This is a genomic window from Pseudomonas sp. NFPP25 (genome assembly GCF_900116505.1).
Taxonomy (GTDB): Bacteria; Pseudomonadota; Gammaproteobacteria; order Pseudomonadales; family Pseudomonadaceae; genus Aquipseudomonas; species Aquipseudomonas protegens.
On record NZ_FPBG01000002.1, the window covers coordinates 500,332 to 517,761 of the forward strand.

At 59.5% G+C, this 17,430-nt stretch carries 20 protein-coding genes and 1 tRNA gene; 20 read left to right on the forward strand and 1 reads right to left on the reverse strand.

Annotated features, from left to right (window positions below):
• The first annotated feature begins 714 nt into the window (after nt 1-714).
• Nucleotides 715-1,140 carry an HIT domain-containing protein gene (locus BM382_RS09280; RefSeq protein ID WP_072442681.1) on the forward strand — a complete coding sequence of 142 codons (426 nt, stop codon included), beginning with the start codon at nt 715-717 and terminating at the stop codon, nt 1,138-1,140.
• A gap of 3 nt (nt 1,141-1,143) precedes the next feature.
• The gene (locus BM382_RS09285; protein ID WP_011063025.1) at nt 1,144-1,350 is read left to right on the forward strand and encodes a SlyX family protein; all 207 of its coding nucleotides are present in this window, start codon (nt 1,144-1,146) and stop codon (nt 1,348-1,350) included.
• A 59-nt stretch (nt 1,351-1,409) separates the two neighbouring features.
• Here BM382_RS09285 and BM382_RS32170 read toward each other — a convergent pair whose 3' ends face one another.
• Complete coding sequence (locus tag BM382_RS32170) at nt 1,410-2,015, reverse strand: cold-shock protein (RefSeq protein ID WP_011063024.1); 606 nt, start codon at nt 2,013-2,015, stop codon at nt 1,410-1,412.
• Nucleotides 2,016-2,479: 464 nt separating this feature from the next.
• On the opposite strand from BM382_RS32170, the gene BM382_RS09295 reads away from it, so the two are divergent.
• The 18 genes from BM382_RS09295 to BM382_RS09380 all read left to right on the forward strand — a co-directional run bounded on the left by BM382_RS09295 (nt 2,480) and on the right by BM382_RS09380 (nt 17,421).
• Nucleotides 2,480-2,953, forward strand: a complete 474-nt coding sequence (locus BM382_RS09295) for a Dps family protein (RefSeq protein WP_011063023.1) — start codon at nt 2,480-2,482, stop codon at nt 2,951-2,953.
• 251 nt (nt 2,954-3,204) lie between these two features.
• On the forward strand, nt 3,205-3,426 hold the full coding sequence (locus tag BM382_RS09300; RefSeq protein ID WP_010457489.1) for an FmdB family zinc ribbon protein: 222 nt from the start codon (nt 3,205-3,207) through the stop codon (nt 3,424-3,426).
• Between the two features lie 95 nt (nt 3,427-3,521).
• A complete protein-coding gene (gene aspS, locus BM382_RS09305; RefSeq protein ID WP_011063022.1) occupies nt 3,522-5,297 on the forward strand; it encodes an aspartate--tRNA ligase in 1,776 nt (591 codons plus the stop codon).
• A 112-nt stretch (nt 5,298-5,409) separates the two neighbouring features.
• Nucleotides 5,410-6,156, forward strand: coding sequence for a YebC/PmpR family DNA-binding transcriptional regulator (locus tag BM382_RS09310; RefSeq protein ID WP_011063021.1), 747 nt, complete (start codon nt 5,410-5,412; stop codon nt 6,154-6,156).
• A 129-nt stretch (nt 6,157-6,285) separates the two neighbouring features.
• Nucleotides 6,286-6,810: a crossover junction endodeoxyribonuclease RuvC gene (gene ruvC, locus BM382_RS09315; RefSeq protein ID WP_072442684.1), complete on the forward strand. Its 525-nt coding sequence runs from the start codon at nt 6,286-6,288 to the stop codon at nt 6,808-6,810.
• 114 nt (nt 6,811-6,924) lie between these two features.
• Entirely contained in the window at nt 6,925-7,533 is a 609-nt protein-coding gene (gene ruvA, locus BM382_RS09320; protein WP_011063019.1) for a Holliday junction branch migration protein RuvA, read from the forward strand.
• Nucleotides 7,534-8,592: a Holliday junction branch migration DNA helicase RuvB gene (gene ruvB, locus BM382_RS09325; RefSeq protein WP_011063018.1), complete on the forward strand. Its 1,059-nt coding sequence runs from the start codon at nt 7,534-7,536 to the stop codon at nt 8,590-8,592.
• A 138-nt stretch (nt 8,593-8,730) separates the two neighbouring features.
• Nucleotides 8,731-9,198 carry a tol-pal system-associated acyl-CoA thioesterase gene (ybgC, locus tag BM382_RS09330; RefSeq protein ID WP_011063017.1) on the forward strand — a complete coding sequence of 156 codons (468 nt, stop codon included), beginning with the start codon at nt 8,731-8,733 and terminating at the stop codon, nt 9,196-9,198.
• On the forward strand, nt 9,188-9,883 hold the full coding sequence (tolQ, locus tag BM382_RS09335) for a protein TolQ (protein WP_011063016.1): 696 nt from the start codon (nt 9,188-9,190) through the stop codon (nt 9,881-9,883). The genes ybgC and tolQ overlap by 11 nt, the downstream gene beginning before the upstream one ends.
• 13 nt (nt 9,884-9,896) lie before the next feature.
• Nucleotides 9,897-10,349 carry a protein TolR gene (gene tolR / locus BM382_RS09340; protein ID WP_011063015.1) on the forward strand — a complete coding sequence of 151 codons (453 nt, stop codon included), beginning with the start codon at nt 9,897-9,899 and terminating at the stop codon, nt 10,347-10,349.
• On the forward strand, nt 10,349-11,410 hold the full coding sequence (gene tolA, locus BM382_RS09345) for a cell envelope integrity protein TolA (protein WP_011063014.1): 1,062 nt from the start codon (nt 10,349-10,351) through the stop codon (nt 11,408-11,410). The genes tolR and tolA overlap by 1 nt, the downstream gene beginning before the upstream one ends.
• Nucleotides 11,411-11,427: 17 nt before the next feature.
• Entirely contained in the window at nt 11,428-12,708 is a 1,281-nt protein-coding gene (gene tolB / locus BM382_RS09350; protein WP_015636767.1) for a Tol-Pal system beta propeller repeat protein TolB, read from the forward strand.
• Nucleotides 12,709-12,761: 53 nt separating this feature from the next.
• Nucleotides 12,762-13,259, forward strand: coding sequence for a peptidoglycan-associated lipoprotein Pal (gene pal, locus BM382_RS09355; RefSeq protein WP_003227510.1), 498 nt, complete (start codon nt 12,762-12,764; stop codon nt 13,257-13,259).
• A gap of 6 nt (nt 13,260-13,265) precedes the next feature.
• Nucleotides 13,266-14,078: a tol-pal system protein YbgF gene (gene ybgF / locus BM382_RS09360; protein WP_011063012.1), complete on the forward strand. Its 813-nt coding sequence runs from the start codon at nt 13,266-13,268 to the stop codon at nt 14,076-14,078.
• 166 nt (nt 14,079-14,244) lie between these two features.
• On the forward strand, nt 14,245-14,892 hold the full coding sequence (gene queE, locus BM382_RS09365; RefSeq protein WP_011063011.1) for a 7-carboxy-7-deazaguanine synthase QueE: 648 nt from the start codon (nt 14,245-14,247) through the stop codon (nt 14,890-14,892).
• Between the two features lies 1 nt (nt 14,893).
• Nucleotides 14,894-15,595, forward strand: a complete 702-nt coding sequence (gene queC / locus BM382_RS09370) for a 7-cyano-7-deazaguanine synthase QueC (RefSeq protein ID WP_072442687.1) — start codon at nt 14,894-14,896, stop codon at nt 15,593-15,595.
• 63 nt (nt 15,596-15,658) lie between these two features.
• Nucleotides 15,659-15,734, forward strand: a tRNA-Lys gene (locus tag BM382_RS09375).
• A gap of 448 nt (nt 15,735-16,182) precedes the next feature.
• Entirely contained in the window at nt 16,183-17,421 is a 1,239-nt protein-coding gene (locus BM382_RS09380; RefSeq protein WP_011062908.1) for an aspartate aminotransferase family protein, read from the forward strand.
• The last annotated feature ends 9 nt before the right edge of the window (nt 17,422-17,430 follow it).

The following is a 17,430-nucleotide window of genomic DNA, read 5'->3' on the forward strand; positions in this document are numbered from 1 at the left end:
TCAGCAGTGTTTTTCGAAGCCGAGAATGAAGGAAACAAGTCCCCATGCACACACTCTAAAAAGCACCGCGGGGCAGCCCTGCCACTATTATTATGAGTCTGTAAGGCCTGACTTCCGTTAGACCGTTGCAGACGATGCGGGGTTGAATGCAACAAGCGTGCACAAACTGAATCTAGCCACCCATTTTTCTTCAAAGAGCCGTTCGGGCCTGTAAAAACCGCATAAAATCGCTGTTTCAAGGGGCGTTTTGTTTGGCTTGACTCTGTGGTTTTCCTGGTGCAGGGCTGTGCATTAAGTTGCACAGTGCGGCGAAACGTTACCGCTGCACACTGCAAAGTGAGTAAACGGCGGATGCTTGAGGAATTTAGCGTAGACCGCCTGTGCGATTCTGGTGCAAAACTTTTGCAACGCTGTGCACGATTCATACAGTCAGGCCCAGGCACAATAAGGGGCGCAAGGGTTGGCTCGGGTCATTTTCCGAATGGTCTGCGGGTTGTGGGCGCAAATGGTGCGAGGCACGAGAAAATGTCCTGCTGTGGGGCGTGGCCTTTGCATCGCGATCGGCTCCTTGCCGTGCCTGAGTGTGTGCTGTCCGGTCTCTGGCTCATTGGTCATGAAGCGCAGGGCATTCGCAGGTATGCTGCGCGTCTGTCGCCTGGCAGGAGTCCGTCTACTGGACGCCGGGCTGAAACAAGCTGAGCGGGAGTAAACGCGGTGTTCACTTTAGATTCACGGCTGCAACAAGACACATTGACCCTCGGGGATTTCCCCCTCTGCCGGTTGCTGCTGTCCAATGACGCCAACTATCCTTGGTTCATCCTGGTGCCGCGTCGCGAGGATATCAGCGAGTTGTTTCAACTGGATGTCACCGACCAGCAACAGCTATGGCAGGAAACCACCGCGCTGGCCGAGTTGCTCAAGGACTCGTTCGATGCCGACAAGTTGAATGTGGCGACGTTGGGCAATGTGGTGATCCAACTGCATATGCACGTGATCGTGCGCAGGCGTGATGATGCGGCATGGCCGGCACCGGTATGGGGCAAGCATCCGGCCAAGCCTTACAGCACCGAGCAAGTGGCGGCGATCCGTGAACGCCTGCGGTTGGTGCTGACCGATGATTTTCAGTTTCTGGAGGGGTGAGGCATGAGTCTGCAAGAGCGTGTAACCGACCTGGAGAGCCGCCTGGCGTTTCAGGATGACACCATTCAGGCCTTGAACGATGTGCTGGTGGCGCAGCAGAGGGCAGTGGAGCGCCTGCAGTTGCAGATGGCGGCATTGCTCAAGCGCCAGGAAGAAATGGTCGGGCAGTTCGAGTCGTTCGAAGAGGAAGCGCCACCGCCTCATTATTGAGGGGGATCGCCCCCCATAAAAAAACCGCGCCTGGGCGCGGTTTTTTTATGGGCGGCCGATCAGCGGCGCGGCAGCGCGGCAATCACGTCTTCGGCTTGCAGGCCCTTGTCACGGTTCATTACCGAGAACTCCACGCGCTGGCCTTCCACCAGGACGCGATGGCCTTCTCCGCGAATGGCGCGAAAGTGCACGAAAATATCATCGCCGGAATCCCGGGAGATAAAACCGAAGCCCTTGGAGGTGTTGAACCACTTCACGGTACCGGTATCACGATTGCTCATATCGTAGCTTGGCGTGGCGGAAGCGGAAGGTGATGACTTGTAGAAGCTGATGGCCAGGTGCAGGACTACGGCGATCAGTGCAGTCAGCAAGCTGACCAGAACCGCCGGTTGGCCACCAATGACTGGCATGGGGGCCAGCAGGGTGAGGGTTTGCAGTACAACGACCAGCACCAGCAGGGCGCTGACCAGATTTTGCAGGTGATGACGAGAGCCTTTGTTCCAGTAGGGAATAACTGGAGCCAGGATCAGGTTGAGCAGGCCGAAAAGGGCCAGGTAAAGAGCATCGGGTTGTTGCAGGTAGGGAACCGCGTCAGATCTCAGACTCGGAATCAAGGACAGCAGCAAAGCTGCAATGCCTGTCAGCAGGTGGACGATTTTCAACATTTTGATTAACTCACGTTAAGAAGGAAGCACAAGGAGGAGCTGATCACGCACGGTTCGCTTCTGAACAAATAGGTGAGGCGGTGGTTACGTACGCGGTGTCAGCCTATGCGCGCTGGCCGAAGAAATAGGCAACAGCGACACGGGCTCTATTTAACAGCAAAGCCCAGGCCTTCTCAAATCAGCAGCGGGGCTTGGCCCGGGCGTACAAATGAGCGCTTCTGCAGGCCGAGCTCGGAGAATCGGGCAAAAGCCTGTTCTAGACAGATGGCGGTGATTTTTCCAAGGAACGTCGGATTTCTGCTGCTGTCTGACCTGACTCGAACTCAGTGAGGTTTATCCCGGGCCGGGCCACGGGACAATCCACCGCAGGCCGATTGACGATCCTGGGCGGCGCAGGGGCGGTACTCTTGCTAGAGTGGTCCGGCAGATGAATGGGTGAATCCATCCCGATAACGGAGAGAAACATGGCAATTGATATCGGTATCAGCGAAGAAGATCGTAAATCCATCGTCGACGGTCTTTCCCGTCTGCTTTCGGATACCTACGTGTTGTACCTGAAAACCCATAATTTCCATTGGAACGTCACCGGCCCGCAATTCCGTACCCTGCACTTGATGTTCGAAGAGCAGTACAACGAACTGGCCCTTGCAGTGGACCTGATCGCCGAACGCATTCGCGCCCTGGGCTTCCCGGCTCCGGGGGCCTATTCCATCTATGCCCGGCTGTCTTCGATCAAGGAAGAGGAAGGGGTGCCTGCCGCCGAGGAAATGATCAAGCAACTGGTCGCCGGCCAGGAAGCAGTGACCCGTACCGCCCGGGGCATCTTTCCGTTGCTGGACAAGGTCAGCGACGAGCCCACGGCGGATCTGCTGACCCAGCGCATGCAGGTGCATGAAAAAACCGCGTGGATGCTGCGCTCTCTGCTGGAAAACCGTTAAGCCCGCTCCTGCGAATGGCGTCCCGTACGCCGTTCGCACCCTCGCCCAGCAGGCAGCACCTGCGTTCTCCAGACCTTCCGGGGTTGCAGCCCGGATAGATGCCTGACGGTCGGTGACGCCCGCGATGGGGTCATACGGCTGCACAGGGCCGATTTAATGGATATAATCCCGCTCTTTGCTACGTAGCCCGGGCTTTGGCGTGGGCTCTGGCTGTAGTTCAAGCAGTAATCTGGATTGCCGAGACGCCCCCCATGCCCATGTACGACTATCAATGCGCTTCCTGTGGTCATCAGCTGGAAGCCATTCAAAAGATCAGCGCCGCGCCGCTGGTCGACTGCCCAGCCTGCCAGGCGCCCGAGCTGAAAAAGATGCTGTCCATGCCTGGTTTCCGCCTGAGCGGCACCGGCTGGTACGAAACCGACTTCAAGACCGGCTCCAAGAAGAACCTGGCCGGTGGCGACAAAGCTGACTAAGTTGAACGACACGCGCGAGTTCTTGCACTATCCGGCACCTTGAGGTGCGCAAGGCCTCCATCGAATTTCGAATTACGAGAAGTGAAACCACTACCATGATGCGCAGCCATTATTGCGGCCAACTGAACGAAAGCCTGGAAGGTCAGGAAGTAACCCTTTGCGGATGGGTCCACCGTCGCCGTGACCACGGCGGGGTGATCTTCCTCGATATCCGTGATCGTGAAGGTCTGGCCCAGGTGGTGTTCGACCCGGACCGCGCTGAAACCTTCGCCGCCGCCGACCGCGTGCGCAGCGAATACGTGGTCAAGATCACCGGCAAGGTACGCCTGCGTCCGGCCGGTGCCGGCAACGCCAACATGGCTTCGGGCATGATCGAAGTCCTGGGCTACGAGCTGGAAGTGCTGAACGAAGCGGAAACCCCGCCGTTCCCACTCAACGAATATTCGGACGTGGGTGAAGAAACCCGTCTGCGCTATCGTTTCATCGACCTGCGCCGTCCGGAAATGGCCGAGAAGCTGCGCCTGCGTTCGCGCATGACCACCAGCATCCGTCGCTACCTGGACGAGAACGGTTTCCTCGACGTGGAAACCCCGATCCTGACCCGCGCCACCCCAGAGGGCGCCCGCGACTACCTGGTGCCGAGCCGCACCCACGCCGGCAGCTTCTTCGCCCTGCCGCAATCGCCACAGCTGTTCAAGCAACTGCTGATGGTGGCCGGCTTCGACCGCTACTACCAGATCGCCAAGTGCTTCCGCGACGAAGACCTGCGTGCCGACCGTCAGCCTGAGTTCACTCAGATCGACATCGAGACCAGCTTCCTCGACGAAAAAGACATCATGGGCCTGACCGAAGGCATGATCCGCAACCTGTTCAAGGAAGTGCTGGGTCTGGAATTCGGCGAATTCCCGCACATGACCTTTGAAGAAGCCATGCGTCGCTACGGTTCCGACAAGCCGGACCTGCGCAACCCGCTGGAACTGGTGGACGTTGCCGACCAGCTCAAGGAAGTGGAGTTCAAGGTGTTCAGCGGCCCGGCCAACGATCCGAAATGCCGCATCGCCGCCTTGCGCGTTCCAGGCGGGGCGAGCATGCCGCGCAAGCAGATCGACGACTACACCAAGTTTGTCGGCATCTACGGCGCCAAGGGCCTGGCCTACATCAAGGTCAACGAGCGCGCCAAAGGCGTTGAAGGCCTGCAATCGCCGATCGTCAAGAACATTCCGGAAGCCAACCTGAACGTGATCCTCGATCGCGTGGGCGCGGTCGACGGCGACATCGTGTTCTTCGGGGCCGACAAGGCCAAGATCGTCAGCGAAGCCCTGGGCGCGCTGCGTATCAAGCTCGGTCACGACCTGAACCTGCTGACGTGCGAATGGGCGCCGATGTGGGTTGTCGACTTCCCGATGTTCGAAGAGAACGACGACGGCAGCTTCACCGCCCTGCATCACCCGTTCACTGCGCCGAAGTGCTCGCCGGAAGAGCTGGAAGCCAACCCGGCTACCGCTCTGTCGCGCGCCTACGACATGGTTTTGAACGGCACCGAATTGGGTGGCGGTTCGATCCGTATCCACCGCAAGGAAATGCAGCAAGCGGTATTCCGCCTGCTGGGCATCAGCGAAGCGGAACAGGAAGAGAAGTTTGGCTTCCTGCTGGACGCCCTCAAGTACGGCGCGCCGCCGCACGGTGGCCTGGCCTTCGGCCTGGATCGCCTGGTGATGCTGATGACCGGCGCCCAGTCGATCCGCGAAGTGATCGCCTTCCCGAAAACCCAGAGCGCGGCCTGCGTCATGACTCAGGCACCGGGTCTGGTGGATGCCAAGGCTCTGCGCGAGCTGCACATCCGCCTGCGCGAACAGCCCAAGGCTGAATAAGCCGGCCCGATAAGGCGCACCTTCGGGTGCGCTTTTTCTATGGGTCGAGTTTTTGTTGCCCGCACCCGCCAGGCGGCGTGGGCAATGTTTCAAAGAGAATTTGGAGCAAGTTATGGCAGGTCATTCCAAGTGGGCGAACATCAAGCACCGCAAAGAGCGTCAGGATGCCAAGAGAGGCAAGATTTTCACCAAGTGGATTCGTGAGCTGACCGTCGCGGCCCGTCAGGGCGGCGGCGATCCCAACTCCAACCCACGCCTGCGCCTGGCCCTGGACAAGGCCCTGGGTGCCAACATGAGCCGCGACATCATCGACCGGGCCATCGCCCGTGGCACCGGCGCTGCCGGCAGCGACGATGTGGTCGAGCTGACCTATGAAGGCTACGGCCCCAACGGCGTGGCGGTGATGGTCGAGTGCATGACCGACAACCGCAACCGCACCGCGGCAGCTGTTCGTCATGCCTTCAGCAAGTGTGGCGGCAACCTGGGTACCGACGGTTCGGTGGCCTACCTGTTCGAGCGCAAGGGGCAGATCACCTTCGCCGAAGGTGTCGATGAAGACGCCTTGATGGAAGCGGCGATGGAAGCCGATGCCGACGATGTGGTCAGCAACGAAGACGGTTCGATCGACGTGTTCACCTCGTTCGCCGGTTTCTATGGCGTGCGCAATGCCTTGGAAGCGGCGGGTTTTACTGCTGCGGACGCGGAAATCGTCATGCTGCCGACCACCAGTGCCGAACTGGACCTGGAAGGCGCCGAGAAGGTCCTCAAGCTGATCGACATGCTGGAAGACCTGGATGATGTGCAGAACGTCTATTCCAACGCGGATATTCCCGAGTCGGTCGCCGAGCAACTCGGCTGATTCAATTGCACTAACCTTGAGGCCGGAGGTGCGAAGCCGTGATCATTGCGCGGCAGGGCGCTTCCGGCTTCTGCCTTTTCGCTGTTCCGGTCCTGGCCGGCAAGCCTCTTTATTCAAGCAGCAGGCGTTATGACTCTTATTCTTGGCATCGACCCCGGTTCGCGCATTACCGGTTATGGCGTGGTTCGAGACACGGGGCGCGGCTGTGTGTACGTGGCCTCTGGCTGTATCCGTACCGGGGCTGGCGAGCTGCCCGACCGGCTGCAGATCGTCTATCGCGGGGTGCGTGAAGTGATCCAGACCTACGGTCCGGTGACCATGGGGATCGAGAAGGTGTTCATGGCGCGCAACGCCGACTCGGCGCTCAAGCTCGGCCAGGCGCGGGGGGCAGCGATCGTTGCCGGTGCCGAAGAGGGGCTGGAGATTGCCGAGTACACCGCCACCCAGGTCAAGCAGGCCGTGGCCGGCACTGGCGGGGCCAACAAGGAACAGGTGCAGATGATGGTCATGCACCTGCTCAAGCTGACCGCCAAGCCGCAGATCGATGCCTCGGACGCCCTGGCCATTGCCATCTGTCACGCTCATACCCGTTCCAGCCTACTGCCCCATGGTCTGGGGACAGCACGCAGTCGTGGCGGCCGCCTGCGTCTCTGATAGCATCAGCGCAGTCATTTTAGGGGTTGAGCGTTTTGCGCCTGGGTAGCCGGCGCAGACGCTCGCCCAACGAGTCGCCAGCTGCGGGCTGGCCATCGCCTAAGGATCTGAAACGTGATTGGACGCTTGCGCGGCACCCTGGCTGAGAAACAGCCGCCGCACCTGATTCTTGATGTAAACGGGCTGGGATATGAAGTCGAAGTGCCGATGACCACCCTGTATCGCCTGCCGTCGGTCGGCGAGCCCCTGACCCTGCACACCCATTTGGTCGTCCGCGAGGATGCGCAGTTACTCTACGGTTTTGCCAGCAAGCGCGAGCGAGACTTTTTCCGCGAGTTGATCCGTCTCAATGGTGTGGGCCCGAAACTGGCCCTGGCGTTGATGTCCAGCCTTGAGGTGGATGAGCTGGTGCGTTGCGTACAGGCCCAGGACACCTCGGCCCTGACCAAGGTGCCCGGAGTCGGCAAGAAGACCGCCGAGCGCCTGCTGGTAGAACTCAAGGACCGTTTCAAGGCCTGGGAAGCCGTGCCGAGCATGTTCGCCCTGGTGCCGAACCAGCCGGATGCGCCGGCGCCAGTGGCCAGCGCCGAGTCGGACGCGGTCAGCGCGCTGATCTCCCTGGGCTATAAGCCGCAGGAAGCCAGCAAGGCCGTATCCGCGATCAAAGACAAAGGCTTGAGCAGTGAAGACATGATCCGCCGAGCCCTGAAGGGAATGATTTAAGTGATTGAAGCCGACCGTCTGATCGCCGCCACGGGCCCCCGTGAGCGCGAGGAAATCCAGGACCGGGCGATTCGTCCGGTCAGCCTGGCCGACTACATCGGCCAGCCTAGCGTGCGCGAGCAGATGGAGCTGTTCATCCAGGCCGCCCGTGGGCGCAACGAGTCCCTGGACCACACCCTGATCTTCGGTCCCCCGGGCCTGGGCAAGACCACCCTGGCCAACATCATCGCCGAGGAAATGGGGGTGTCGATCAAGAGTACGTCCGGCCCGGTGCTGGAGCGCCCTGGTGATCTGGCGGCCTTGCTGACCAATCTTGAGCCTCACGACGTACTGTTCATCGACGAGATTCACCGGCTTTCGCCGATTGTCGAAGAAGTGCTGTACCCGGCCATGGAAGATTTCCAGCTCGACATCATGATCGGCGAAGGCCCTGCGGCGCGTTCGATCAAGCTCGATCTGCCGCCGTTCACCCTGGTGGGGGCAACCACGCGTGCGGGGATGCTGACCAACCCGCTGCGGGACCGCTTCGGCATCGTCCAGCGCCTGGAGTTCTACAGCACTGCGGACCTGGCAACCATTGTCAGCCGTTCCGCGGGCATTCTTGGTTTGCCCCTGGATCCGGAAGGCGCCTTCGAGGTCGCGCGCCGTGCCCGCGGCACTCCGCGGATCGCCAACCGCCTGCTGCGTCGGGTGCGGGATTTCGCCGAGGTGCGGGCCAAGGGGCATATCACCAAACCGATCGCCGACCTGGCGCTGAACTTGCTGGACGTCGATGAGCGTGGCTTCGACCACCAGGACCGACGTCTATTGCTGACCATGATCGAGAAGTTCGACGGCGGACCGGTGGGGGTCGACAGCCTGGCCGCGGCCATCAGTGAAGAGCGCCATACCATCGAGGATGTGCTGGAGCCGTACCTGATCCAGCAGGGCTATATCATGCGCACTCCCCGTGGTCGTGTGGTGACCCGGCATGCCTACCTGCACTTCGGTCTTAACATTCCGTCACGAATGGGGGACATGCCCGTGGTAGACGAATTCCTCGATGCCGTGGACGATTAATAACCCGCTCTTTGTCGATTTATTCGGGGTTTGTGCTGTCCTAGGGACTGGCATGGTTAAAACATCACGAAAAGTCGTACAAGAATGAAAAAACAGTTGCCTGGCCGGATTGGCAACCTGAGGAGTAAGCACTAGAGTATGCGCGCGCAAAACGGGCTTGAGCCGTTCGCACATCGTTGTCGCGTTTATTACGAGGACACCGATGCCGGCGGCATCGTGTATTACGTTAATTACCTTAAGTTTATGGAGCGGGCTCGAACCGAGCGGCTACGACACCTGGGCTTTGCCCAGTCGCAGCTGGTGGGGGAGAACCTGTTATTTGTCGTGCACTCCAGCGAAGCGCGTTATCACGCGCCGGCGCGACTGGACGACGAACTTCTGGTCAGTGCCCAAGTTACCGAATTGAACCGGGTCAGCCTGCGCTTCACTCAGCAGGTCAGGCGAGCCAAAGACAATGCACTGCTCTGTGAAGGGCAGTTCCTGGTGGCCTGTGTGCGCGCCGACAATTTCAAACCCCGCGCCATTCCAGACGCTCTGCGTACGGCCTTTGCCGACGAGAGCAGCGCGGGTACACACTCAGAGCAGGAGATAAAGCGTGGAAGCTAACGTCGTCGACCATTCCTCCATGTGGAGCCTGGTCAGCAATGCCAGCGTTGTAGTGCAGTTGGTAATGCTGACCCTGGTTGCCGCATCGGTGACTTCATGGATCATGATCTTTCAGCGCAGCAACCTGCTGCGTGCCGGTCGACGTGCCCTGGAGAGCTTCGAAGAGCGCTTCTGGTCCGGTATCGACCTGTCCAAGCTGTACCGCCAGGCGGGCAGCAACCCTGATCCGGATTCCGGCGTGGAGCAGATCTTCCGTGCCGGTTTCAAGGAGTTCTCCCGCCTGCGCCAGCAACCGGGTGTCGATCCTGAAGCGGTCATGGAAGGCGTGGCCCGTGCCATGCGCGTAGCGATTTCCCGCGAAGAAGAAAAGCTCGAGCAGAGCCTGCCGTTCCTCGCCACTGTCGGTTCCGTCAGCCCGTACATCGGCCTGTTCGGTACCGTCTGGGGGATCATGAACTCCTTCCGCGGCCTGGCTCAGGCCCAGCAAGCGACCCTGGCTACCGTAGCCCCGGGTATCGCCGAAGCACTGATCGCCACGGCCATCGGCCTGTTCGCGGCCATCCCGGCGGTGATCGCCTACAACCGCTTCGCCGCTCGTGGCGAGACGCTGATCAGCCGTTACTACACCTTCGCCGACGAGTTCCAGGCGATCCTGCACCGTAAAGTGCACACCAGCGAAGAGTGAGCAGGTAAAACCCATGGCCCGAGTTCGCCACAAACGCAAGCCGGTTGCCGAGATGAACGTGGTGCCTTACATCGACGTGATGTTGGTACTGCTGGTTATCTTCATGGTGACCGCGCCGATGCTCAACCAGGGCGTGAAAGTTGACCTGCCCAAGGTTTCCAGCGAAGCCTTGCCCCAGGACAACAACACCCAGGTGCTGACCATCTCGATCAAGGCTGACAAGACCTACTACTGGAACCTTGGCAGCGAAGTCGACACCGAAAAGCAACAGGACAAGGCGATGACCTTGCCGCAAATGACCGACGCGGTGACCAAGATCATTCGTGCCGGCAATGAAGGCGGCAAACACACCCAGGTGTTCATTCGCGGTGATAAATCCGTCGACTACGGCGCCGTGATGGGTGCCATGGGCGGCCTGCAGAAAGCCGGAGTCGGTAACGTTGGCTTGATTACCGAGGCGCCCTGATGCACCAACAGCGAGAGCCGTCCGCCTCGGAAAGCTACTTCTGGCCTAGTGTCTGGGCAATTGCCCTGCACGTGCTGGTGTTTGGCATGCTGTTCGTCAGCTTTGCCATGACCCCGGAACTGCCCCCGGCCAAGCCGATCGTTCAAGCGACCCTGTACCAGCTCAAATCCAAGAGTCCGGCAACCACCCAGACCAATCACAAGATTGCGGGTGAGGCGAAGAAATCCGCCGCGCGCCAGACCGAAGCCGAACAGTTGGAGCAGAAGAAGGTCGAGCAGGAAGAGATCAAGGCCGCGGAACAAAAGAAAGAAGAGGCTGCTCAAAAAGCCGAGGAAGCGAAAAAGGCCGATGAGGCCAAGAAAGCCGATGAGGCGAAGAAGGCGGATGACGCCAAGAAAGCCGCAGAAGCGAAAAAGGCTGAAGAGAAACAATTGGCTGATATAGCCAAGAAGAAATCCGAAGAAGAAGCCAAGAAAGCTGCTGAAGAAGAGGCCAAGAAAAAGGCCGCTGAAGAAGCGAAGAAGAAAATCGTCGAAGACGCGAAGAAGAAAGCCGCGGAAGACGCGAAGAAAAAAGCTGAAGCAGACGAAGCGAAGAAAAAGATCGCCGAGGATGCCAAGAAGAAAGCTGCTGCCGACGCTGCGAAGAAGAAGGCCCAGGAAGCAGCGCGCAAATCTGCCGAAGAGAAAAAGGCCCAGGCCCTGGCGGACTTGCTGTCCGATAAGCCGGAGCGTGAAGCCACCAAGTCGGATGAGGTGGGTGACAGTGTCGCAGGCAGTTTCGATGACCTGATTCGCATTCGTGCGGCGGAAGGCTGGGCTCGTCCTCCTTCGGCGCGCAAGGGCATGACGGTGGAACTGCGGATCGGCATGTTGCCTGATGGCACGGTGACCACGGTCAGCGTGATCAAGTCCAGTGGTGATGGTCCGTTCGACGCTTCGGCGGTGGCGGCAGTCAAGAACATTGGGCGTTTGACAGAAATGCAGGGTTTGAGTCCGAAGGATTTCGCGCCCTATCGTTCATTCAAGATGACATTCACACCTGAGGATCTAGCCTTGTGAGAAACCTTCTTCGAGGAATGCTTGTCGTTATTTGCTGTATGGCAGGGATAGCGGCAGCGGATGAAAAAAACATTCTGGTCACCAGTGGCAGTGATCGGGCGACGCCGATTGCGGTAGTGCCGTTTGGCTGGCAGGGCGGCAGCGTGCTGCCGGACGACATGGCGCAGATCATCGGTGATGACCTGCGCAACTCGGGTTACTACGCACCGATTCCAAAGCAGAACATGATCAGCTTGCCGACCCAGGCCAGCGAAGTCATTTTCCGCGACTGGAAAGCCCTGGGCGCCCAGTACGTGATGGTCGGCAGCATTGTTCCAGCCGGCGGTCGCCTGCAAGTGCAGTACGCGCTGTTCAACGTCGCGACCGAGCAGCAAGTGCTGACCGGCAGCGTGTCGGGTAGCGTTGATCAGTTGCGGGACATGTCGCACTACATTTCCGACCAGTCCTTTGAAAAACTCACCGGCATCAAGGGGGCGTTCTCTACGCGCCTGCTGTATGTGACGGCTGAGCGTTTCTCGGTGAACAACACCCGTTACACCCTGCAGCGTTCGGACTACGACGGTGCTCGGGCGGTAACCCTGTTGCAGTCTCGCGAGCCGATCCTGTCGCCGCGCTTTGCTCCGGATGGCAAGCGCATTGCGTACGTGTCGTTCGAGCAGAAGCGCCCGCGCATCTTCGTTCAGCACATCGATACCGGGCGTCGTGAGCAGATCACCAACTTCGAAGGCCTGAACGGCGCTCCAGCCTGGTCGCCAGATGGCACCCGCCTGGCGTTCGTGCTGTCCAAGGACGGCAACCCGGATATCTATGTGATGAACATGGCGTCCCGGCAGATCAGCCGCGTCACCAGTGGCCCGGGCATCAACACCGAACCGTTCTGGGGCAAGGATGGTTCCACCATCTATTTCACCTCCGACCGTGGCGGCAAGCCGCAAGTCTATAAAAGCAATATCAATGGCGGTGGCGCCGAGCGTGTGACCTTTATTGGTAACTACAACGCCAACCCGAAACTTTCTGCTGACGAAAAGACCCTGGTAATGATTCACCGCCAGGATGGTTTCACCAACTTCCGGGTAGCGGCTCAGGATTTGCAGCGCGGTAGCGTAAAAATCCTTACAGACACTAACCTTGATGAGTCAGCTACTGTTGCGCCCAACGGCACCATGGTAATCTACGCCACCCGCCAGCAGGGCCGGGGAGTCTTGATGCTCGTGTCCATTAATGGACGTGTGAGGCTCCCGCTTCCTACCGCTCAAGGCGAAGTCAGAGAACCGTCCTGGTCCCCTTACCTGAACTGACGCGGCGCTACAATGTTTCACTTAACACACTGGGGTTCATTAGGAGTTTCACGATGGAAATGTTGAAGTTTGGTAAGTTTGCTGCGCTGGCTCTGGCCATGGCTGTGGCTGTAGGTTGCTCCTCCAAAGGCGGCGACAATGCCGGTGAAGGCGCTGTTGATCCAAACGCTGGTTACGGCGCTAACACCGGTGCTGTTGATGGCTCCCTGAGCGAAGAAGCTGCTCTGCGCGCAATCACCACCTTCTACTTCGAATACGACAGCTCGGACCTGAAGCCAGAAGCCATGCGCGCTCTGGACGTTCACGCCAAAGACCTGAAAGCAAACGGCGCTCGCGTTGTTCTGGAAGGCAACACCGACGAACGTGGTACTCGTGAGTACAACATGGCTCTGGGCGAGCGTCGTGCTAAAGCCGTTCAGCGCTACCTGGTTCTGCAGGGCGTTTCCCCTGCACAGCTGGAGCTGGTTTCCTACGGTAAAGAGCGTCCAGTTGCTACTGGCCACGACGAGCAGTCCTGGGCTCAAAACCGTCGCGTCGAACTGCGTAAGTAATTCGTCATGCGAACGTGCCGTCGTGCTGTAACTATTTTGGCTCTCAGTCTCACGCCGCTTGCGGCGTGGTCTGCGGTTCCTGTGGTCGATAACAACTCCGGCTATAACAATAGCGGGAGCAGTTATCCGCCAGCGGGTTATGGCACGAACGGCGCCTATGCCGGGGGAGGGGTTTCGACCCCTGTCTCGGCACAGGGCGAGCTGTTCCAGCAACTGCAGCAAATGCAGGAACAGATTGCACGCCAACAGGGTGTGATCGAAGTTCTGCAAAATGATGTAGCGCGGATGAAGCAAGAAAGCCTGGAGCGTTACCAGGATCTTGATCGACGCATAGGAAGCGGTGTCGCACCTGCCGCAACTCCTGAGAATTCTTCTGCCGGTGGCGATAACAGCGCTGCCGGCGCCGCTGCTCAGGCGCCAGCCGCCAGTAGCGAACCCGGTGATCCGGCCAAGGAAAAGCTCTACTACGATGCTGCCTTCGACCTGATCAAGGCCAAGGATTTCGACAAGGCCAGCCAGGCCTTCTCGGCATTCCTGCGCAAGTACCCCAACAGCCAGTACGCCGGCAATGCCCAGTACTGGTTGGGTGAAGTGAACCTGGCCAAAGGCGACCTGCAAGGCGCGGGCCAGGCATTTGCCAAGGTTTCCCAGCTGTATCCCAAGCACGCCAAGGTGCCGGATTCTCTGTACAAGCTGGCTGACGTAGAGCGTCGTCTCGGTCACACCGACCGGGTCAAGGGCATCCTGCAGCAGGTGGTGGCCCAGTATCCGGGCACTTCCGCCGCTCAGTTGGCCCAACGGGACCTGCAGCGCATGTAAGTGCGTTGGCCTCCGTTACAAGAAACCCGCGCTTGTCGCGGGTTTTTTCGTTAGAATCCATGCCCTTTTTCTGAAACACGCTTCCTGGGATCTGCGCGATGGCGGGGTTCCTTGAAGTGCCTGACGGAGGCGGACAGCCTGTTTAGCTGTTACGCCCGTGGCGACTATGCAAGACACATTGAGAATCACCGAAGTTTTCTACTCGTTGCAGGGGGAAACTCGGACTGCCGGGCTGCCCACGGTTTTTGTGCGCCTGACCGGTTGCCCGTTGCGTTGCCAATACTGCGACAGTGCCTACGCGTTCAGCGGCGGTAGCCAGCGGACCCTCGACAGCCTGCTGGAGCAGGTTGCCGGTTTCCGCCCTCGCTACGTCTGCGTCACTGGTGGCGAGCCTCTGGCCCAGCCAAATGCCATTCCCTTGCTCCAGCACTTGTGCGATGCCGGCTACGAGGTCTCGCTGGAAACCAGCGGTGCCCTGGATATCTCTGCGGTGGACCCGCGCGTCAGCCGGATCCTTGATCTCAAGACTCCCGGCTCCAAGGAAGCGCACCGCAACCGCTACGAGAATATCGAGCTGCTGACCGCCAACGACCAGGTCAAGTTTGTCATCTGCTCCCGCGAGGACTATGACTGGGCGGTGTCCAAGCTGATCCAGTACGGTCTTGAGCGACGCGCCGGCGAAGTGCTGTTTTCGCCCAGCCACCATGACTTGAATGCACGAGACCTGGCGGACTGGATCGTCGCCGACAACCTGCCAGTACGTCTGCAACTGCAGTTGCATAAATACCTGTGGAATGACGAGCCGGGGCGCTGACATGACTGAACAAGCACAGAACCCATCTTCGAGTGAAAAGCGTGCCGTGATCCTGCTGTCCGGTGGCCTGGACTCTGCCACCGTGGTGGCCATGGCTCGCGCCGAAGGCTACCGCTGCTACACCATGAGCTTCGATTACGGCCAGCGTCATCGGGCCGAGTTGTACGCCGCCGAGCGCGTGGCCCGGGACCTCGGTGTGGTGGAGCACAAGGTGATCGGCCTGAACCTCAACGGTATTGGCGGCTCGGCACTGACTGATAGCACCATCGAGGTGCCAGAGGCGCCGGGGGAGGGCATTCCTGTCACCTACGTGCCGGCACGCAACACCGTCTTCCTGTCCCTGGCCCTGGGCTGGGCGGAAGTTCTGCACGCGCGGGATATCTTCATCGGTGTCAATGCGGTGGATTATTCCGGTTACCCGGATTGCCGTCCCGAGTTCGTCGAAGCCTTCGAGCGCATGGCCAACCTGGCGACCAAGGCCGGTGTCGAAGGGCAGGGCTTTCGTATCCAGGCGCCGCTGCAGAACCTCAGCAAGGCCGAGATCATCCAGGCCGGGGTGCGCCTGGGGGTTGATTACGGGCTGACGGTTTCCTGCTATCAGGCAGACGATAGCGGCCACGCGTGCGGCAAATGTGACAGCTGCCGTTTGCGTGCTGAAGGCTTCAAGGCGGCCGGAATCAGTGATCCAACACCTTATTTTTGATTTTTTTCATATAGGGTGTTGAATTCCCGTTAGAAATCAGTATTATACGCGCCACCACACAGCGGGTCGTTAGCTCAGTTGGTAGAGCAGTTGGCTTTTAACCAATTGGTCGTAGGTTCGAATCCCACACGACCCACCATATTTGGCGGTTTAGAAAATCCGGAAGGCCCACGAAAGTGAGGATTTCCGGGTTTTTTTTTGCCTTGAAAAAACCTTGATCCCGCCACTCAACTGCTCAGCTTGCCTTCTTCTCACTGCTTGAATATCAACTCTTCTGCAGAGGCTGGCCTTTTGCCGGTAGCCGGGCTCATCTCTAAAAACCTTGATAAATTCAGGGGCTTTATCTGAATTCCCCCTTTTTTTCAGGGGTTATCGCTTTAAATTCAGAATAAGTGCGGGGCTCGTTGACAGCGCAAATGCCTCCCGCGTAAATCTTGCCGCCATTGCCGACAGGGGTTGCGTCCCTGGCAAGGAGAACACATACCAGGGTCGGTAACTTCGCAGTCAGCAGGGCTTTGCCCTGCCTGTACGAATCTGTCCCTGAGTCTGTGCGTGAGTCACAAGCCCGGCTTACTCAAGGTGACAGGATGTTCACAGAAGCAGTTGCAATATCCGTTAGGCGCAGTGCCCCCTCCAGCCCTTCCGTCATTCGTGGCAAGGGGTGCTTTCTCTACGATGAGCAGGGCAAATCCTTTCTCGACATGTCCGGTGGCAGCGGTGCCGCCAACCTGGGTTATCAGCGCGATGACCTGGTCGAAGTCCTCAAGCGTCAATCCGAACTGCTGATCCATACCGGTTGGAACATCGACAACCCGCAGCGCCATGAAGTGGTCGCCAAGCTGGAGGGGCTGGTGCCCTATGCGCAGGCTTCGGTGTTTGGCGCGGTCACCGGTGCCGAGGCAATCGAGGTGGCGCTGAAAATCGCCCGCGCCGCTACCGGACGCCAGGGCGTGGTGTATTTCCACAATTCCTTCCATGGCAAGACCCAGGGCGCCCTGTCGGTGACCTCCAACCGCGGTTTTCGCAAGCACCTGGCCGGTGGCGACAGCCTGCAACTGACCGCCCTGGCCCTGGACTATGACGCCGACCAGGACCCGGCCCTGGCCGCCTTGTGGCGTGAGCAACTGGCCGAGGATCTGCGCCAGGCGCAGCAGGCCAATTGCTTGCCCGCGGCGCTGATCATCGAGCCGATCCAGGCAGCGGAGGGCATGTATCCGGTGCCTCTGGCGTTGCTCGAAGCGATTGTCGAACTGGGCAGGACCTTCGGCGTGATCACCATCTTCGATGAGATCTACACCGGTTTTGGCCGCACCGGGACGCCGTTTTTCAGCAACCCGCAACTGCTGCCGGACCTGTTGGTGCTGGGCAAGGCCCTGGGCAATGGCTTGCCGATTTCCGCGGTGGTAGGCCGCCCGGAACTGGTGGACTGCCTGGGCTATGCCGAGCATTCCTCCACCTTCACCCTGATGCCGCTGGCCTGTGCCGTGGCTTCCAAGGTGCTGGATATCTACCACCAGGAACAACCCTGGCAGTGGGCGGCGAGCAACGGCGCGTACCTGCGCCAGGCCCTGGAAGGCCTGGGGGCCCAGGACGCACGAGTGGTCAATGTGCGCGGCCGCGGCATGATGCTCGCCTTCGATTTCGAGGGCCAGGGCCAGGGCGCTGATGTACTGGCGCTGCGCAACCGGCTGCTGGAGCACGGGGTGATCGTGCGCACCGGCGGGCGCAATCCGGCGACGGTCAAGCTGACCCCGCCACTGAGCATCTCCCAGCAGGAAATCCAGGCATTCATGCAGACGCTGCAGGGCGTTTGTCGCTCCCTCTAATAACAACAA